20 protein-coding genes are annotated in these 17,320 nt (G+C 45.8%); 11 read left to right on the forward strand and 9 right to left on the reverse strand.

Annotation, left to right across the window (positions count from 1 at the left end; translation table 11 throughout):
* Nucleotides 1–303 precede the first annotated feature (303 nt).
* Nucleotides 304–507: a hypothetical protein gene (locus BHE18_RS20975; protein WP_071620434.1), complete on the reverse strand. Its 204-nt coding sequence runs from the start codon at nt 505–507 to the stop codon at nt 304–306.
* Nucleotides 508–857: 350 nt separating this feature from the next.
* Nucleotides 858–1,592 (reverse strand): peptidylprolyl isomerase, encoded by a 735-nt coding sequence (locus BHE18_RS20980; protein ID WP_071620435.1) that lies wholly within the window; start codon nt 1,590–1,592, stop codon nt 858–860.
* Between the two features lie 96 nt (nt 1,593–1,688).
* Here BHE18_RS20980 and BHE18_RS20985 point away from each other — a divergent pair, with 96 nt between their 5' ends.
* Nucleotides 1,689–2,093 carry a kinase-associated lipoprotein B gene (locus tag BHE18_RS20985; protein WP_071620436.1) on the forward strand — a complete coding sequence of 135 codons (405 nt, stop codon included), beginning with the start codon at nt 1,689–1,691 and terminating at the stop codon, nt 2,091–2,093.
* Between the two features lie 54 nt (nt 2,094–2,147).
* Here BHE18_RS20985 and kapD read toward each other — a convergent pair whose 3' ends face one another.
* Nucleotides 2,148–2,768 carry a 3'-5' exonuclease KapD gene (gene kapD, locus BHE18_RS20990; protein ID WP_071620437.1) on the reverse strand — a complete coding sequence of 207 codons (621 nt, stop codon included), beginning with the start codon at nt 2,766–2,768 and terminating at the stop codon, nt 2,148–2,150.
* Between the two features lie 273 nt (nt 2,769–3,041).
* On the opposite strand from kapD, the gene BHE18_RS20995 reads away from it, so the two are divergent.
* Both BHE18_RS20995 and BHE18_RS21000 read left to right on the forward strand, forming a co-directional pair.
* The gene (locus tag BHE18_RS20995; RefSeq protein WP_071620577.1) at nt 3,042–4,256 is read left to right on the forward strand and encodes an MFS transporter; all 1,215 of its coding nucleotides are present in this window, start codon (nt 3,042–3,044) and stop codon (nt 4,254–4,256) included.
* Nucleotides 4,257–4,273: 17 nt separating this feature from the next.
* Complete coding sequence (locus BHE18_RS21000; protein WP_071620438.1) at nt 4,274–6,124, forward strand: transglycosylase domain-containing protein; 1,851 nt, start codon at nt 4,274–4,276, stop codon at nt 6,122–6,124.
* Between the two features lie 300 nt (nt 6,125–6,424).
* Here BHE18_RS21000 and BHE18_RS21005 read toward each other — a convergent pair whose 3' ends face one another.
* Both BHE18_RS21005 and BHE18_RS21010 read right to left on the reverse strand, forming a co-directional pair.
* Nucleotides 6,425–7,000 carry a DUF5366 family protein gene (locus BHE18_RS21005; protein WP_071620439.1) on the reverse strand — a complete coding sequence of 192 codons (576 nt, stop codon included), beginning with the start codon at nt 6,998–7,000 and terminating at the stop codon, nt 6,425–6,427.
* A 160-nt stretch (nt 7,001–7,160) separates the two neighbouring features.
* Nucleotides 7,161–7,430, reverse strand: a complete 270-nt coding sequence (locus BHE18_RS21010) for a hypothetical protein (protein ID WP_071620440.1) — start codon at nt 7,428–7,430, stop codon at nt 7,161–7,163.
* Between the two features lie 316 nt (nt 7,431–7,746).
* Here BHE18_RS21010 and BHE18_RS21015 point away from each other — a divergent pair, with 316 nt between their 5' ends.
* From BHE18_RS21015 to mnhG, 7 genes are read left to right on the forward strand one after another with little or no spacing between them, the layout of a single operon-like run.
* Nucleotides 7,747–10,152: a Na+/H+ antiporter subunit A gene (locus BHE18_RS21015; protein WP_141771958.1), complete on the forward strand. Its 2,406-nt coding sequence runs from the start codon at nt 7,747–7,749 to the stop codon at nt 10,150–10,152.
* Entirely contained in the window at nt 10,149–10,577 is a 429-nt protein-coding gene (locus BHE18_RS21020; RefSeq protein ID WP_032086394.1) for a Na(+)/H(+) antiporter subunit B, read from the forward strand. The genes BHE18_RS21015 and BHE18_RS21020 overlap by 4 nt, the downstream gene beginning before the upstream one ends.
* On the forward strand, nt 10,577–10,918 hold the full coding sequence (locus tag BHE18_RS21025; protein WP_032086395.1) for a Na(+)/H(+) antiporter subunit C: 342 nt from the start codon (nt 10,577–10,579) through the stop codon (nt 10,916–10,918). The genes BHE18_RS21020 and BHE18_RS21025 overlap by 1 nt, the downstream gene beginning before the upstream one ends.
* Nucleotides 10,911–12,392 (forward strand): Na+/H+ antiporter subunit D, encoded by a 1,482-nt coding sequence (locus tag BHE18_RS21030; RefSeq protein WP_071620441.1) that lies wholly within the window; start codon nt 10,911–10,913, stop codon nt 12,390–12,392. Before BHE18_RS21025 ends, BHE18_RS21030 begins: the two co-directional genes overlap by 8 nt.
* A gap of 6 nt (nt 12,393–12,398) precedes the next feature.
* On the forward strand, nt 12,399–12,875 hold the full coding sequence (locus BHE18_RS21035) for a Na+/H+ antiporter subunit E (RefSeq protein WP_071620442.1): 477 nt from the start codon (nt 12,399–12,401) through the stop codon (nt 12,873–12,875).
* A gap of 47 nt (nt 12,876–12,922) precedes the next feature.
* Entirely contained in the window at nt 12,923–13,159 is a 237-nt protein-coding gene (locus tag BHE18_RS21040; protein WP_440480408.1) for a Na(+)/H(+) antiporter subunit F1, read from the forward strand.
* Entirely contained in the window at nt 13,143–13,508 is a 366-nt protein-coding gene (mnhG, locus tag BHE18_RS21045; protein WP_071620444.1) for a monovalent cation/H(+) antiporter subunit G, read from the forward strand. The genes BHE18_RS21040 and mnhG overlap by 17 nt, the downstream gene beginning before the upstream one ends.
* Before the next feature lie 63 nt (nt 13,509–13,571).
* Here mnhG and BHE18_RS21050 read toward each other — a convergent pair whose 3' ends face one another.
* Together BHE18_RS21050 and BHE18_RS21055 are read right to left on the reverse strand one after the other, a co-directional pair.
* Nucleotides 13,572–13,940 (reverse strand): DUF2188 domain-containing protein, encoded by a 369-nt coding sequence (locus BHE18_RS21050; protein ID WP_071620445.1) that lies wholly within the window; start codon nt 13,938–13,940, stop codon nt 13,572–13,574.
* Nucleotides 13,941–14,026: 86 nt separating this feature from the next.
* Nucleotides 14,027–14,410 carry a PaaI family thioesterase gene (locus tag BHE18_RS21055; protein WP_071620446.1) on the reverse strand — a complete coding sequence of 128 codons (384 nt, stop codon included), beginning with the start codon at nt 14,408–14,410 and terminating at the stop codon, nt 14,027–14,029.
* Nucleotides 14,411–14,579: 169 nt separating this feature from the next.
* On the opposite strand from BHE18_RS21055, the gene BHE18_RS21060 reads away from it, so the two are divergent.
* The gene (locus BHE18_RS21060; protein ID WP_071620447.1) at nt 14,580–14,984 is read left to right on the forward strand and encodes a hypothetical protein; all 405 of its coding nucleotides are present in this window, start codon (nt 14,580–14,582) and stop codon (nt 14,982–14,984) included.
* A 112-nt stretch (nt 14,985–15,096) separates the two neighbouring features.
* Here BHE18_RS21060 and BHE18_RS21065 read toward each other — a convergent pair whose 3' ends face one another.
* Together BHE18_RS21065 and BHE18_RS21075 are read right to left on the reverse strand one after the other, a co-directional pair.
* Nucleotides 15,097–15,303 carry a hypothetical protein gene (locus tag BHE18_RS21065; RefSeq protein WP_235860402.1) on the reverse strand — a complete coding sequence of 69 codons (207 nt, stop codon included), beginning with the start codon at nt 15,301–15,303 and terminating at the stop codon, nt 15,097–15,099.
* 483 nt (nt 15,304–15,786) lie between these two features.
* Nucleotides 15,787–17,103: a Na+/H+ antiporter family protein gene (locus tag BHE18_RS21075; RefSeq protein WP_071620449.1), complete on the reverse strand. Its 1,317-nt coding sequence runs from the start codon at nt 17,101–17,103 to the stop codon at nt 15,787–15,789.
* Nucleotides 17,104–17,320: the final 217 nt, after the last annotated feature.

Raw genomic sequence — 17,320 nt, forward strand, 5'->3', positions numbered from 1 at the left:
CATTTTAGCTACGTATTCTTTATATTCGTTTGTATAGTACTTTCCCATGGATACACGTCCTTATTAATAATAGTTATAGTTATGCCCTATTATCATCTTTGTGTGTCCACTTTTTAGACTAACTTTAATTTTTAAATAAATATTAACGAAAATTTGATTTTATCAACAAAAAACAACCACTTACCGGCAATTCTACAAATATCGACACAAAACTGAAAAACTCCACCACTATCGCCGACCGTCACATCCAAATCCCGTCAATAAAAAAACACGCCGGCATCACTTGCCGGCGTGCTCTCATGACTATTCAGTTCCCCGATTCCTCTGCCTGATTTCTTCCTCGATCGCTTTCGTCTTAAGCTCTTCCTTCTTCGAAACCTTTTTGATCAAGCGGAAAGTCAAGATTGTCAATATAAAAAAGATCGCCATCCAAATCGCGGCCGGGATATACTCTGTCTTATCTTCTGGAAAATACAGAAACAAATTTAATACAAATGAAGAAAGCATAACAAGCTCCTTTCGTCTGGCAACAAACTCTTCCCCCATTATACCAAGATAAAAAAGCAGAAACCAATACCATGTAAGAATAATTTAACGATTCCTTGAACAAGCAGGCCCCTCCTTTATTTCTCGACAGCAGCCAAAGAGAAGGGCCTTCTCATTCCGACAATTTCCGGGGAAATTAGCGACAGGTTCCATCAAAATCCCCAGTAAGGTAAACTATATTATTCAGATAAAAAGAACCTTGAATCATCAAGGTTCTTTTCAACAAATCATATTCACTTACCGTGAGAGCCGGCATATCGGGGCGCGATATGCGTTACACGCACACGATATTGATCGTCCGGTTTTCTCCGTTATTTCACAACAGTAATCTTCTCAATAACCACGTCTTCCTTTGGAGCGTCATTCTCTCCTACTTCGACGTTCGCGATTTTGTCAACGACATCCATGCCTTCGATGACTTGGCCGAATACCGTGTGTTTGAAGTCAAGATGAGGAGTTCCACCGTGTTCCATATAGGCATCGATGATTTCCTGCGGGAATCCCGCTTCCTTCATCTTCTCTTCGAATCCGGGGTTCATTTCATCGTTCTGGACGATGAAGAACTGGCTTCCGTTTGTATCGGGACCTGAGTTCGCCATTGACAGCGCTCCGCGGATATTGAATAGCTGTATGGAGAATTCGTCTTCGAAAGACTCTCCCCAGATGCTTTCCCCGCCTGTTCCATTACCGTTCGGGTCACCCCCCTGGATCATGAAATCTTTGATGACGCGGTGGAATTTCAATCCGTCATAGTAACCTTTCTCGCTGTGAGTGATGAAGTTCTCAACCGTTTTAGGTGCCTGTTCCGGGAATAATTTTATTTTAATGGTGCCCATCGATGTCTTCATATCCACTACTTTTTCATTTTCAGCAACTTCTGTTGTCAATTGCGGGTATGTCATGTTTTCTTCTCCTCCAGTTTCTGCTTCAGATGTTTTTTCTTTTTCTGCAGGTTTCCCTGAGCTGCTTTCATCTTTCTCTGTTTGTCCACATCCGGCCAGGATTAAACCTATCAGACACAAGGATAATAGTACCAATCGCTTCATTTATGTACCTCCACATGCTACTTTTATTGTAAGTGCCATCAAAATCACTTTGTGTTCCATTATAATAGACTTAGACAATGAAGAGGAGGGGTTTTTTTGCAAAATTTTGAAATAGGGGATAAAGTCACGGCTTTTTATAAAACGGGAAAATACATCGGTGAGGTAACGGGAGAACGTCCTGGCGCTTATGTCGTAAGGATCCTCGCTGTACTAAAGCACCCCCGGCAAGGTGATCTGCATAATCCTGCCGACATCGCTGTTCCGTTATTTCATGAAAGGAAGGCACTCGCTCACCGGGAACAAGCCAATATGCCCGAGAAGATGGTAAAGCCTTATGATGGGGAGATCCCTGATTACAACGAGACCCTTCTCACTGCTTTCAGCGACATGAAGAAGCAATTGGAAACAGACGGTTCCCCGCATGCGCTGAAAAGCCTTGAAGCCCTGGCCGGCGTGCAGAGGGAGTACGAACTGATGTATGGGCTGACGTTTCAATCTTAAACTCTGATCATACCAAAAAACGTGCCGCATTATATGAGCGGCACGTTTTTTATATTAAGCAAGCTGATTATATAACTTGCTTAAATCGATCCGGTCGCCGATGGTGGTAGGTTCCGCTTTATCGAGATATTTCTTATCTTTTTCGACGAGATTGTAGATGTGGTGGGTGGTCATCGCATCATCCAGAGCTTTGTGATGCTTGCCGACCCCTTCCCTGCCATATTCCTGGACTGCTTTCCATAACCCCGTTTGATTCTGGTCGCCGAAAAACCGCTTATATTCCATCGATAAATCGACAAATTGGGCCTGAAAGGGAAAATCGATGCCGGACTGTGCGCAGTTATCCCTCAGCACTTTCATATCCATGTTGCCCCATGTCACGACTTTCTCAATGCCTTTTGAGTTCAGCTGATTGAAATAATCGATAAGGGTCTGAAAGGAGATGCCTCCGTCCACTTCATTTTGCGTGATCGATAAAAATCGTTTGCATCGATTGGTTAGTCTGGGAAAGGCAGATGGTTTTACATAGGTTGAAAACGTATCTGTCACCTTCCCATTCTGAACCACTACTACACCTGTTTCGATGATCTCAGGGAAAAAGCCTTTGGGGACTCTATTTCGTTCAGGCATTGAAAACTCAAAGTCAATGAACACAAGCTGCTTTGCTTTTACCACGTAACTCCCTCCTCAATCTTGTACAGACCCCAATTTTTTACGGTGAATTACTATTGTGAAAACGAACGAGTTTATGTCCACTCACAATGCAGGGCCTGTATGGCCGGTGAACATAATTCTTATTCTTATATTATATCATGTTCCCCTTGGAAATTATGACTAAATCCTTTTAAACAGCCAGAAAAGATTTCATTCAGTGGACTCATGGGGGGATCTCTTATAAGATAGATATTTAGTAATCCGAAATAAATATGAATTGAGAAGGTGTTCATCATTACAATAGAAAAAAAGAATCTTGTCATCATGGTCACGGCGAATTTCTTAGTTGCTGCCAGCGCCACCATGGTCCTTCCGTTTCTGTCTCTTTATATTGAGACGTTCGGCGACTACAGCGCGGAATATGTGCAGCGCTGGTCCGGTTTTGTTTTTGGCGTCACGTTTTTGACGGCGTTCTTTGTTTCACCTTTATGGGGAAGATTCGGGGACCGTTATGGTTATAAGCCCATCCTCTTGATCACAGGCTATGGGATTGCAACATCTATTTTTTTAATGGGCTTTATGGAATCGGTACACGGCTTGTTCATCCTCAGGATGGTGATGGGGGCGGTCACAGGGTTCATCCCTACGTCGATGGCGCTTATCTCTTCACAGACATCCAAGAAAGAAGCCGGCAAAATATTGGGCACACTTCAGATGGGAACGGTATCCGGCGGGTTGTTCGGTCCTGTCATCGGCGGGATCCTTGCTGATAATGTTGGTTTTTCTTATACTTTTATCTTCACGGCGATTTCAATCGCCATCGCGGCCACTGTGGTCCTGTTCGGCATAAACGAGCAGAGGAATAAGGAACAGAGGAATAAGCAAAGCAAATATTCAAGCAGGCAGGTGCTCAGGCACATATTCAGTCATAAACTCCTTGTGACCGTGATCACTCTTTCTATGATCATCCAAGTCGCGAATTTCAGCATCCAGCCGCTGCTGGCTCTGTATGTGAATGAACTGACTTCATCTTCAAATCTTGCCTTTTTAGCCGGTCTTGCGTTTTCGGCTACCGGTTTCGGGAACTTCATCGCGACACGGAAATGGGGAAAGCTCGGCGACCAGATCGGGTATGAGAAGGTCCTCTCCATCCTGCTCGTGTTTGCTTCCATCCTGATTGTACCGCAGGCGCTTGTGACAGAGCTCTGGCAGCTCGTTTTCCTTCGTTTCTTGTTCGGTATCGCCATCGGCGGCATGATCCCCTGTGTCACGGCCTATATCCGTCAGGAGGCGCCGCTCAGCATGCAGGGGGAAGTATTGGGCTATAACCAGAGTTTCCGGTTCCTCGGGAATGTGATAGGACCTGCATTCGGCGGGACAGTTTCCGGATATATTGGAATTTCTTCCGTTTTTTATGTAACTGGTGCTTTATTCTTGGGGGCATTTGGATTATTATGGTGGAGTATAAGACATTCAGAAGTTGACGGTCATGTGAATCAAGATTACTAGAAAAGTAGAGTGGAAGTATGAGAGTGTTTGCAGGATTTCTGACAGTGATTAGTTTTATGGCTTTGTTCTTCACCTCACTGTTCTTTACGACCGAAGAAGTCGACAAAGTGCAGGGGTTTCAGAATGAACTTGAAAATACCGTGAATACGGATCAGCTGAACCTTAATAAAACAAGTCTTCTGCTGGATAAGGACGGAAACGTATTTTCAGAAGTGAACCGTCCTTTTCGATTATATGCAGAAGATGAGAAGATCCCCCCCTTTGTAAAAGAAATCCTGGTCGCTTCAGAGGATCAGCACTTTTATGAGCATGTCGGCTTCGATGCAGGAGCCATCTTAAGGGCGGTGGTGAAGAATCTGGTCTTCACCCATATTCAGCAGGGTGGAAGCACAATTACCCAGCAGCTTGCGCGAAACCTGTATTTAGGTCAGGAAAAAACGTACAACCGTAAGTTGACTGAACTTTTTTATGCTCACGAAATCGAACGCTCCATGTCCAAAGATGAAATTCTGGAGCTGTACCTTAATGTGATTTATTTCAGCAATGGCGTGTACGGGATCGAAACGGCGTCACAGTACTATTTTCAAAAAAGTGTTTCCGAGTTGAATAAAGCAGAGATGGCGTTCCTTGCTTCGATCCCGAATAATCCGGGAAAATACGATCCGGTTGATCATTTCGATCAGACGAAAATCCGTCAGGAACGCCTGCTTGATATTCTTGTGGATGGGAAGAAACTTTCCAGCGATGAAGCGGACAAGCTGAAGAAAGTTCCGATCAAGCTGAATATCCGAAAGAAAATCGACCGATTTCCTGATTACGCTTTTTATGTGGAAGAGGAATTAAAAGAACTGATTTCCCTTCAGGAAGGTTATAAAGTAATGCTGACAAAGGCGTCCTCCCCGCAGGAAAAGGAGCAGATCATCAAAAAGCTCAATCAACGGGTGGACAGCGTGATTGCTTCCGGCGTCAGGATCCAGACTGCCCTGGATCCTGCACTTCAGAAGAAAAGCGTTAATGCCTTGAACAGCGGGCTGAACATTGAAAAACTCCAGGGAGCCTCAGTCACGATCGATAACGAAACGAGAAGGATCGCTGCATTAACAGGCGGTAAAGAGTATCAGAAATACAATTTCAATCATGCGTTTCAAGCTTACAGACAGCCCGGCTCTTCCGTCAAACCGCTCCTCGTTTATGCACCGTATCTGGAGAAGTCCGGCGCATCCATTTATGAAAAGGTGAGCGCGGATAATTATTGTATCGAAGAGTACTGCCCGATTAATTATGGCGGTATCCAGGCAGGGACTGTCACGCTGAGTCAATCGTTTGCCCAGTCTTACAACACCTCTGCTCTCCGCTTGATGGAGAAAGTCGGTGTTGATGAGGCATTCAACAAGCTTTCTGCCTTTTCATTCGAACGCCTGAGTGGAAAAGACCGGACGTATGCGGCTGCAATCGGAGGATTCACCAATGGCTTAAGTCCGCTCGAAATGACGGATGCCTACACTTCCTTCATAGACGGAAGTTACACAAGAAGCCGTGCAATCGTGAATGTGACGGATGGAAATGGAAAAGTGCTTTATAGGTGGAAGGAAAAACCGAAGCAAGTCTGGTCAAAGGATACAACGAGAAAAATGAGGCAGATGCTCGCAGGTGCCGCGGTGAACGGAACAGGAAAGGAAGCTTATGTCTCAAAGCCCTATGTCGGCATCAAAACAGGCACCACCAATAATTATCATGATTACTGGGTGATGGGCCTGACCAGCGAATACACAACCGGCGTCTGGGTCGGCCACGACATCCCCCGGAACATGAGCCGGATCGAACAACTGAGGCCAAGCCATAAGATATGGCAGAAAATCATGAAATAACGCCCGGAGAGCACCTCCAGGCGTTATTTTTGAATCAGGATAGTCAAATTGATGCTGTCATGCCAATGAAATGAACAGTCGGAAGGATGCATCACGCCAAATCAAGTTTTTATGCTCGAGCTTCATTCCCTTTTGCTCGAAAATACCAAGTTTCCGCTCGAATCCTCTCCACTTATGCTCGAAACCCGAAATATATGCTCGAACTGTCGATTATTCTTCTCAAACATTCACAAAGCCATGCCTCTTTCCACCGCATAAAAAAGAGTACAAAACCACCGTTTCATACTCCTCAAGCTCCAATCACAGCTTCACCTTCGACATGATCGGCAGGCTGGCCATGACACCGTTATATAATTTTAAAATCACTAGAAAAACCGTCATGAACAATGAGGACCAAGTGAATAACTGCAGGCTGATGACACCGATGATCCCGGCTTTCGAGACCGTCACACTGATTTTATAAACAAAGTACACAAAATACACAATCGAGGTTGCGGTAAAAATGACGACCAGTCCCATGAAAGACTTCATGCTTACGCTTGAGACGAGACCGCCGATAAAATAAATCATCGAGCCGGACCTGACGCGGTTATATAATTGTCCCTCCGAATCTTTCGAGAAAAAAAGCATGGAGACGCCGTTGATCGTTTCCGCAATCAGCTTCAGGGCTGCAAAAACCATGAAAAAGACGATCATGAGCATGATCAGCAAGACAAATTTCAGTTGAATATCAGACAGGAATTCCCGCATTCCGGGATAAACTCCGATTTTCTTAAATAAATTGACCAGCACATCCACCCCGTAAACGGAAAAAGTCAAACTGAATAACAGGATGGCAAAAAGCGGAAGATAGCTTGTTAAATATGTATTCTTCAATTGATAACTCTCCTAACGATTATTCCATGCAGCACTTTCATCATAATCGTTTATGAGAATCTTGAAAAGGGTATTAATAAGAAAATCCTGGGTACTTGGTCACAAGGGATTTAAGCACATGAAAATGACTGCCATTCCCATGCGGACATGAAAAAGACAGTCACTCCACTGCTTCATTGGTTAAAGGGCTCCTGCTCGGCACAACCCGGATATACTCCCTCGACCTGAACGGCTGACGGATCCTCTGATTATTCGCCGGTACTTCCTCTATATCCCCTGTACCGCCGTAACGGACAGGCTGTAAATTGGCAGTTGACGGGTCATCCGTTTCGATGATGCCCCTGTTAAAGCGGTCCTGTGATTCAACCAGCCACCCGACACCGATAAATGCAAAAAGAATCGCGGTAAATGCCACTGCTTTCCTTTTCAATTTAATCACCACCCTATGGATAGGATTCTCCAAAATGACCAAAACTATTCTTTATTAACCTTAAATCCAACAGGAAAATCTTAAAAATTTTCGCTGTTTTCCGCCGCGTTTCTACATATTTAATACTTCAGGAAAGATTCGCCTGAGGCTGAAGGCTGAGGAATGCAAGCATTGTTTTTTTACGTTATAATGCTCTTTAGGTCAGGATTTCCGGGCATACTTGAAGAACGGATGAAGAATCTCCAGAAGATGAAACTATCTACATAGGAAATATTGAAAAATACATGACATGACTTTTAGTTGAGGGGGGTTTTTTATGACATTGTTACATTGGGCAATCCTTTCGCCCTTTTTATTTGCAGTTCTTATTCCATTTCTGTATAAAGCATGTCGACCGGTCCATACTGGATGGTTCGTACTGCTTCTGCCGGTTGCTTTATTCAGCTATTTCATTCAATTCATGCCGATTACGAGGGATGGAAATGAAATAAAAGAAACAGCGCAGTGGATGCCTTCATTCGGCATCGACTTCATTGCATATATTGACGGACTCGGGCTGTTATTCGCACTGCTCATCACCGGGATCGGTTCGCTCGTCGTCCTTTATTCAATCTACTATCTCGATAAGAAAAAGGAACAATTACATAACTTTTATGTGTATTTGATGATGTTCATGGGAGCCATGCTCGGCGTGGTCCTGTCTGATAATCTGATCGTCCTTTATATGTTCTGGGAATTTACGTCTATTTCATCTTTCCTATTGATCGGTTATTGGTATCATCGTGAGCGCTCAAGGTATGGTGCCTTGAAATCCATGCTGATCACCGTCTTCGGCGGATTGTCGATGCTTGGGGGCTTCATCCTCCTTTACATCATGGGCGGGACATTCAGTATCCGGGAATTGATTGCCCAATCGGACCAGCTTATGACGAGCGCCCTTTTCATACCAGCGTTGATTCTCGTCCTGCTCGGTGCCTTTACGAAGTCTGCTCAGTTCCCATTCCATATCTGGCTTCCTGATGCGATGGAAGCACCTACCCCTGTCAGTGCGTATCTGCACTCGGCTACGATGGTAAAAGCGGGGATCTATCTTGTTGCCCGCATGAGTCCGATATTTGCAGAGACAAGCCTATGGTTATGGCTCGTAGGCGGTTTCGGGATCTTCACATTATTCTGGGGCTCGTTCAACGCCGTCAGGCAGACAGATTTAAAAGGAATCCTTGCCTTTTCGACCGTCAGCCAGCTTGGTCTGATCATGTCGCTCCTCGGAGTTGGGGCAGCTGCCCTTCACTATGCTCACTTGGACGACAATATTTATTTGGTGGCAACGCTTGCCGCCGTATTCCACTTGATCAATCACGCAACCTTCAAGGGAAGCCTGTTCATGGTTGTCGGAATCATCGACCATGAAACGGGGACAAGGAATATCCGCAAACTCGGCGGCCTGATGAGCTTTATGCCGATCACCTTTACCGTTGCGGTCATCGGTGCCTTCTCAATGGCAGGTCTTCCTCCATTCAACGGATTCCTAAGCAAGGAAATGTTCTTTACAGGAATGGTCCGGGTGCTTGAGATGGATATTTTCAGCCTTGATACAGTCGGCATCCTATTCCCTGTCCTTGCCTGGGTGGGAAGCGTATTTACGTTCATCTACAGCATGATCCTCGTGTTCAAGACATTCACGGGTGAACATCAGCCTGAAAAACTGGAGAAAAAACCGCATGAGGCCCCGTTCGGCATGCTGATTTCGCCGATCATCCTTGCATCGCTTGTGGTTGTATTCGGGTTCTTCCCGAACATCTTGTCTGAACGGATCATCGCGCCGGCCGTTGCCGCAATCACGCCGAGCCTGGTTGAAGAAGGTCATGCGATTGAAACGCATATTACCTTCTGGCACGGCTTTACACCGGAGCTCTTCATGACATTGGGCGTCATCCTGTTCGGGATCCTTCTCTATCAGCTGCTTCCAAAGTGGAGGAAAATCTACTCATGGATTCCTGAGCGTTTAACGCTGAATTCCATGTATGACGGCGGATTGGTCCTCGGTGAACGGGCCGCATTCTCTTTTACAAGGGGATATATGACCGGATTCATCCGGAGCTATCTCGTCTATATATTCGTATTCTTTATTGGGATCCTGATGTTCAGCTTATGGTTCAAGGGAGCGTTCACGATCAACACTGATGAACTGGCACCGATCGGCATATATGAGATTGCAATCGCCCTTCTGCTTGTCATCAGTTCAGTGACGATCCTTTTCGCAAAATCAAGACTGACTTCGATCATAGCACTCGGGGCTGCAGGTTATACGGTCTCCCTGTTCTTTGTTCTATTCAGGGCACCTGACCTTGCATTGACCCAGCTTGTGATCGAGACGGTTTCTGTTGCACTGTTCCTTCTTTGCTTCTATCACCTGCCTAAGCTCAGCAGGCATGAAGAAAGAATGAAGTTCAAGCTGGAAAACGCCTTGATTTCGATCGGGGTCGGTGTCGTGGTGACATTGTTCGCGATTTCTTCATACAGCACAAAGCTGTTTGATTCGATATCAAGCTACTATATTGAAAATGTTTATGAAGAAGCAGGCGGTAAAAATATGGTCAACGTCATCCTAGTTGACTTCCGCGGATTCGATACATTATTTGAAATCTGTGTGCTTGCCATTGCTTCGCTCGGAATTTATTCCATGATCAAACTGCGTCTGACAAGGAGGAAAGAAGGATGAAGACAAAAACAAATGACGTCATCTTACAGACCGTAACGAACGTTGTCGCCTTCTTGATCATCTTGTTTTCCCTGAGGATCTTCTTCGTCGGGCATTACACTCCGGGGGGAGGATTCATCGGTGGTTTGATGACTTCAGCGGCAATCGTTTTACTGCTGCTTGCTTATGATATCAAGACAGTTGCAAACATCCTGCCGGTGGATTATAAAATCTTGACGGCTATCGGCTTGCTGTTTGCAGTGGGGACTTCCGCGGGCGCATTGCTATTCAATGTCCCTTTCCTCACTCATGCATACGATTATTTCCACCTGCCCCTCTTGGGAAAAACCTCCCTTCACACCGCAGTCTTGTTTGACACAGGGGTGTATCTCGTCGTTATCGGTGTAACGATGACCATTATTCAGACAATAGGGGTGAGTGAATAATGGAAATACTTATGGCAATTGTCGTTGGAATACTATTTACAAGCGCTGTGTACCTGATGCTCTCTAAGAGCCTGCTCAGGATCATCATAGGGACCGCGTTGTTGAGCCACGGTGCTCATCTGCTTATCCTTACCGTCAGCGGCCTTAAAGGCGGAGATGCCCCGCTGTTGGGCGAACACGCTGAATCTTATGTCGATCCGCTTCCACAGGCATTGATTTTGACAGCCATCGTCATCAGCTTCGGGGTCACGGCTTTCTTCCTTGTCCTTGCTTACCGGGCATATCAGGAACTTGGAACGGATAATGTGGATCAGATGAGAGGAACTGAAGGCAATGACTAACTTATTGATTTTACCGATATTGATTCCGCTGTTCACAGCGGTCATCTTAATGTTTATCAGCAAATATGTAAAAGTGCAGAGAGGGATCTCAGTCGTTTCTACACTTGCGACAGTCGCAGCATCCCTTGTACTCATCAATAAAATACACCGGAACGGCATCCAGACGATCGAGCTCGGAAGCTGGAAAGCCCCATTCGGCATCATACTTGTATCAGACATGCTGTCGGCACTGCTCGTGACGACAACGAGTATCATCACGCTGATCGTCCTTCTCTATTCGATCAAGTCGATAGGGATCGACAGGGAGCGTTTCTATTTTTATCCGGTCGTACAATTCCTGCTTGTCGGGGTGAACGGCGCCTTCACAACAGGTGATATATTCAACTTATTCGTCTTCTTCGAGGTCATGCTGATGAGTTCCTACGTTCTCCTTGTACTTGGCGGAACCAAGGCACAGCTTCGCGAAGGGATAAAATACATCCTGGTGAACGTGATTTCTTCCGCGCTTTTCGTCATCACGGTCGCCTATCTTTATTCTGTGTTAGGCACGCTGAATATGGCGGATATTTCAAGGAAGATCTCGGAAGTGAACCAGCCGGGTATCATCACGGCGATCGCCGTACTGTTCCTTGTCGTCTTCGGATTGAAGGGTGCGATATTCCCGCTGTACTTCTGGCTGCCGGGTTCTTATTATGCACCCCCGACACCGGTACTGGCTTTATTCGGCGCCCTTCTCACAAAAGTGGGGATCTACTCGATCACAAGGACCTATACGCTGTTCTTCCCTCATGATATCGGCTACACGCATGAGATCCTGGGAGTACTTTCCATCCTTACAATCGTGTTCGGGTGCATCGGGGCCATTGCTTATTGGGACGTCAAGAAAATCATCATTTACAATATCATCATTGCAGTCGGGGTCATTTTGTTCGGAGTTTCGACGATGAATCCGGACGCACTTGAAGGTTCGGTTTATTATCTTGTGCATGACATGATCATCAAAGCTGCCCTGTTCCTGCTTGTCGGGGTCATGATCAAAATCACCGGCACAACGGATCTGAAAAAGATGGGCGGACTCATAAAGGAATATCCTTGGCTTGGCTGGACCTTTTTAGTGGCAGCTTTCTCTCTCGCCGGTATCCCTCCTTTGAGCGGATTCATCGGTAAACTGATGATCTTGAGGGGAAGTTTCAGTGAGGAAGCGTATCTCGGAGCGGGTGTCATCCTCGCTTCCAGTCTTCTTGTCCTTTATTCCGTCATTAAAATATTCCTGAATGGAATTTGGGGCACTCCGAAGGAATACAACGGAATCACCAAAGGACACGCCCGATACTTATGGATGACATCGGCCGTACTGGTTGTACTCGCAGTCTTCTACGGCTTAGGGGCAGAAGCCCTGCGCCCGCTGTTTTCACAGGCGGCAGAAGTATTAATGGACCCGGATCTCTATATAGACGCAGTGTTAAAGGAGTAATGTAGAATGGCCTTTCAAATCTTATTAAACTTTTTCTTAGCCTTTGTCTGGATGTTTCTTTCAGTATCCTTTACTGCACAGTCATTTCTGATCGGCTTCATATTGGGATTGCTCGTGATTTTTGCATTCAGAAGATTTTTCAGTTCCCGCTTCTATCTCTTGAGGGTGGGGGCAGTGGTCAGCTTATTGTTCTTATTCATCAAAGAGTTGATCATGGCGAACATTTCAGTGTTAAAAGTGGTACTGAGGCCGAAGCTTGATTTCAAACCGGGCATTTTTGCCCTTCCTACTGAATTAAAAACAGATTGGGAGATCACCCTTCTGGCAAATCTCATTACCTTGACCCCCGGGACACTGGTAGTGGATGTATCGTTCGATAATAAGATTCTCTACATTCATGCAATCGATATACCGGATGTTGATGAATCAATCAATGAAATCAAGAATTCGTTTGAAAAAGCAATCATGGAGGTGAGCCGCTGATGCTGCATACAGTCATTCAAATCACCCTGCTTCTCGTCTCCCTATCCATGCTTGGCCTTATCTATCGGGTCATCAAGGGACCGACAATCCCTGACCGGGTCGTCGCGCTGGATGCAATCGGCATCAACCTCATCGCGATCGTCGCCCTTATTTCGATGATTATCGACACGTATGCTTTCTTATCGGTGATTCTCCTCCTCGGAATCCTCGCATTCCTTGGGACGGTAGCCTTTTCAAAGTTCTTGGAGAAAGGGGAGATTATCGAACATGAGCGTAATCATTAGTTGGATCATCGCACTATTGTTACTGATTGGGGCATTTCTAAGCCTGGTTGCCACATTCGGGGTGATTCGCCTTCCGGATATCTATACGAGGAACCATGCAGCCTCAAAAGGGGCGACACTAGGAATCATGTCGATTCTGCTTGGGACATTCCTCTACTTTTATCAGGAGCACGGCCATTTCAACTCAAACTTGATTCTGGCCATCATCTTCATCTTTGTGACGGCCCCTGTAGCCGGCCATCTCATTGCACGTGCCGCATATAATTCCGGCGTCGGACTGTCGGAAAACAGCGTACAGGATGATTTAAAAGGGAAAGAGGAATATGAAAAGCAGAATTCATCGAGCTGAGCTTCATAAAACCAATAAAAAAGCTTGACCTGGCGGGTTATTCCCATCCTGGTCAAGCTTTTTTTATTGATCATATAATTCCTGCTCCACACTGCCATCCTGTTTATGGATGACAAGCGTCCCCGAGTGGTCAGTCACATAGTCCTTCGCTTTAGAAAGAAGATCCCCTTTTGTGTCTTCCACCATAATGGCACGGCTGCTTCCTTTCTTTATCAATTGCCAGCCATCGTCATGAGGTTTCACATGATATTCGGTCTTATCCGCATCCGTGCCTTCCTCGGATTTATGGGCACGGTCAGTCGCAATCGCGATTGCTCTTCCTTCCTCATATCCTTCATCCAAAAGGGCGTTGCCGATTTCGATCGCTTTATTCCGGACATCCGCCGGCAGATTCTTCAATGATGCGGGATAATCATTTTTACTCCAGGGCATCGTGTAAACCTCCTTCAATTGGTTACTTATTGATTTCCCAATGTAAGGATTTTTAAACGTTTGCTATGTACCGTGAGAGGGGAGGACTAGCGTTTCGGAACGACTGCCATCGTGCAGCGTGATACACAGATCAATTGGTCTTCCTCGTCGGTGATTTTGATGTCCCACACCATCGTCGTTTTCCCCTGGTGAATAACCGTTGCTGTGGCGGTAACCAGTCCATCCCGTTTTGCCTTAATATGATTGGCATTGATTTCGAGTCCGAAACAAATTTCTTTATCAAGATCGATCAATTCCACTGCCCCGACACTTGCAACCGTCTCTGCAAGTGCCACCGACGCCCCCCCGTGGAGGAACCCGAACGGCTGGCGTGTCGCCTCGTTGACGGGCATGGTCGCGATCACCTTTCCCTTCCCCAGTTCCACAAAATCGATACCAAGCGCACTGATTAATGTATTCTCCATTTTCATTCTGTTCACCTCATTAAGTCGTTATATAGTAGGATTTCGCCAAAAATGGGAAATAACCTTTAATGAATTAGCTTTGAAGCGATCCGGACAGCCGGGGTTAAGAATAATCTCTTTGCGAGCTGAATACATTTCCTTAGAGTCTATTTGCAAGGATATAAGGAGGTATTCCATGAATCGCTATCACCCATTTTACCATGGAGTCCAGAGCCCCTATCAACAGCACCACATGAGGAGAAATTACCCGCAGTATCCGGCCAGCCCTTATCGGAATAACTTCCCCCCGGTAGAAACCCAGACATTTATGGCCTCTGCAGACAAAACTTTGTCGTTAATGGACAGCGCCCATTTCGTGTTGACGAAGATAAAAAATGATACATCATTTGCCCATAAGCTGATGGATCTTGCCCAGCAGTCAAATACCGCAGAGGTCCTTAAGCTTATCCGCCAAACCGGCGTAAAGGTCGTGCCGGTCGTTTCTTTCAATCCTGACGGGATCCATATGGTGTTTGATGAAAAAATCGGAGAAATCGATTGCTGCCATCTGATTGTAGAGGTGAGATGGAGGGTGATGTAAAATCCATCAAATACGTCCTTTTCCTTTGGTTTCATCAGGGACTAAGGCATCGGGGTGCAAAGGAAAATAGGGGCTTCAAGACAGTAACCTTGAAGCCCCTTTTTATCTATGATTAATAATATGGGTAATATCCCGGATATCCATAGCCGTACCCATACGGTTGATAATACGGATATGGTCCTGGAGATAAGAGAGCCGACCCCAGCAGTCCGCCTAACACACCGCCGACAAATGGAGCGCCAAAAAATCCACCGCCGTAGAACGGCCTTCTCCCGATTCCTCCGTAAGGCCTTCTTCTATACATAAACTGATTATTCATTCCCGCATCCTCCCTCTTGGTCAAATTCATATAAACAGCCGTCTATTTTTATAGGCTTCCCTACTGTTTTATGCGAGTGGAGACGGTTTGGAGTGGGCGGTCAGTTCTATTCCGGCGGTGGCTGCTTCTGAGTTGCAGATCCTCAGGGGCTCTGGGCCGGGCCTGGACGGGTTGGGGCAGGATCCTGCTGTAAAGGTTTTTCGACAAGTTGCTCGTATTTTAGTGAAAGTGGATCGTAAATTTCAAATGTGGATCGTATTTTTGAAAAGTGGCTCGTAAATCTGAAAAGTGGACCGTATTTTTCAAAACCAGGGCGATAACCAGCTGTCAATATTCATTGCAGACAATGATACAGCCCCGAAATCAGCGTTTTGGAACATAATCCTTCATTATTAATCTAATATTCATATAAAATCCCCAATTCCTGATGCGAAGCCCATAAAAAAACAGAGGACCCGTAGACCCCCTGCTTCATTCAACCTATTAAAATACCAGCGCCGCAATCCATCCAAAGATGATAAGCGGGATATTATAGTGCAGGAATGTCGGCACACAAGTATCCCAGATGTGATTGTGCTGACCATCTGCGTTCAATCCGGCTGTCGGGCCGAGCGTACTGTCTGATGCAGGAGATCCTGCATCACCAAGGGCGCCTGCCGTTCCGACGATGACGATCGTCGACATCGGGCTGAAGCCGAGTTCCATACAAAGAGGCACGAAAATCGCCGCAATGATCGGAATCGTCGCGAATGATGAACCAATTCCCATTGTGACAAGAAGGCCCACAACCAGCATGATGAGTGCCGCCATCGCCTTGTTTCCGCCGATTGCATCCGCAGTTGCCTCAACAAGCGTTTCAACGTGACCAGTTGCTGTCATGACTTCGGCAAATCCTGAAGCGGCAATCATGACAAACCCGATAAACGCCATCATTTTCATTCCTTCATTTAACAGGCCGTCAGCTTCCTTCCACTTCACAGAGCCGGAAAGGTAAAGAACGGCAATCCCGGCAAGTGCACCGAAGATCATGGATTCGAGCTGAAGCTGTACAAACAGCGCAACGATGATGGAAATAAAAGCAAAGATCATCGCTTTTTTGTTGTACACCATTTTTTCTTCTGAAATGACTTCTTTTGCTTCACTGTACTTTCTTGGTTTGCGGTAGCTTACAAATACCGCAATCAATAATCCGACGACCATTCCGCCGACAGGGATCAGCATCGCTTTAGGGATGTCACCCATTGCAACGTCCATGCCGCTGCTTGCCATGTTTTGCGCAATGATTTCGTGGAACTGCAGGCCGAATCCCACTGGGAGCAGGATGTATGGTGCAGTCAAACCGAATGTGATGACTGAAGCGATTAATCGTCTATCCAATTCAAGTTCCGTCATGACTTTCAATAACGGCGGAATCAAGATCGGGATGAACGCGATATGGATAGGAATCAGGTTTTGGGAAAAAACAGCCATGAGTAAAATAGAGAAAACAATAAGTGCTTTAGAAAGAGCTGTTTTTCTTGAATCCCCTTTCTTCCCGACAACTTTCAATACCCAATCAACGAGCAGATTCGGAATCCCTGTGTAGGAAATCGCCACGGCGAATCCCCCAAGTAATGCGTAACTTAAGGCGATATTGGCCCCTCCTGATAATCCTTCAGAAAAGACAGAAATCGTCTCGCTCATGCCCATGCCGCCGACAAGTCCGCCGACAAGCGCACCCGTGATGAGCGCAAACACGACGTTGACGCGCACGAGACTCAATATGAGCATAACCAGAACAGCAATGACAACTGCGTTCATCGTTCATTCCTCCTTAAAAAATGTCTTCAGTACAGCCTGGTTCAATAAGGCTGTACTGTTTATGTTTGATTGTTCAATAGATTTGCTTTAGTTCGCTAAATTGGTAGAGTAATAAAACAACGTTTTTAACTTTAACAAGATAAAGAGAGGTTGTCAATACTTTAGTCTGATGAATCGTTAAAATATTTGTTGGTAAGTTTTTGTATGTCTGAATACA

Source organism: Rossellomorea aquimaris (assembly GCF_001877785.1).
GTDB lineage: Bacteria > Bacillota > Bacilli > Bacillales > Bacillaceae_B > Rossellomorea > Rossellomorea aquimaris_A.

What these genes read in the sequence shown, in the direction of transcription:
- BHE18_RS21020 (WP_032086394.1), top strand. Translation starts at nt 10,149, where the DNA reads ATGAAGACAAAAACAAATGACGTCATCTTACAGACCGTAACGAACGTT.
- BHE18_RS21060 (WP_071620447.1), top strand. Translation starts at nt 14,580, where the DNA reads ATGAATCGCTATCACCCATTTTACCATGGAGTCCAGAGCCCCTATCAA.
- mnhG (WP_071620444.1), top strand. Translation starts at nt 13,143, where the DNA reads ATGAGCGTAATCATTAGTTGGATCATCGCACTATTGTTACTGATTGGG.
- BHE18_RS21055 (WP_071620446.1), bottom strand. Translation starts at nt 14,410, where the DNA reads ATGAAAATGGAGAATACATTAATCAGTGCGCTTGGTATCGATTTTGTG.
- BHE18_RS21065 (WP_235860402.1), bottom strand. Translation starts at nt 15,303, where the DNA reads ATGAATAATCAGTTTATGTATAGAAGAAGGCCTTACGGAGGAATCGGG.
- BHE18_RS21050 (WP_071620445.1), bottom strand. Translation starts at nt 13,940, where the DNA reads ATGCCCTGGAGTAAAAATGATTATCCCGCATCATTGAAGAATCTGCCG.
- BHE18_RS21075 (WP_071620449.1), bottom strand. Translation starts at nt 17,103, where the DNA reads ATGAACGCAGTTGTCATTGCTGTTCTGGTTATGCTCATATTGAGTCTC.
- BHE18_RS20980 (WP_071620435.1), bottom strand. Translation starts at nt 1,592, where the DNA reads ATGAAGCGATTGGTACTATTATCCTTGTGTCTGATAGGTTTAATCCTG.
- BHE18_RS21030 (WP_071620441.1), top strand. Translation starts at nt 10,911, where the DNA reads ATGACTAACTTATTGATTTTACCGATATTGATTCCGCTGTTCACAGCG.
- BHE18_RS20975 (WP_071620434.1), bottom strand. Translation starts at nt 507, where the DNA reads ATGCTTTCTTCATTTGTATTAAATTTGTTTCTGTATTTTCCAGAAGAT.
- BHE18_RS21040 (WP_440480408.1), top strand. Translation starts at nt 12,923, where the DNA reads ATGCTTGGCCTTATCTATCGGGTCATCAAGGGACCGACAATCCCTGAC.
- BHE18_RS21000 (WP_071620438.1), top strand. Translation starts at nt 4,274, where the DNA reads ATGAGAGTGTTTGCAGGATTTCTGACAGTGATTAGTTTTATGGCTTTG.
- BHE18_RS21025 (WP_032086395.1), top strand. Translation starts at nt 10,577, where the DNA reads ATGGAAATACTTATGGCAATTGTCGTTGGAATACTATTTACAAGCGCT.
- BHE18_RS21015 (WP_141771958.1), top strand. Translation starts at nt 7,747, where the DNA reads ATGACATTGTTACATTGGGCAATCCTTTCGCCCTTTTTATTTGCAGTT.
- BHE18_RS21035 (WP_071620442.1), top strand. Translation starts at nt 12,399, where the DNA reads ATGGCCTTTCAAATCTTATTAAACTTTTTCTTAGCCTTTGTCTGGATG.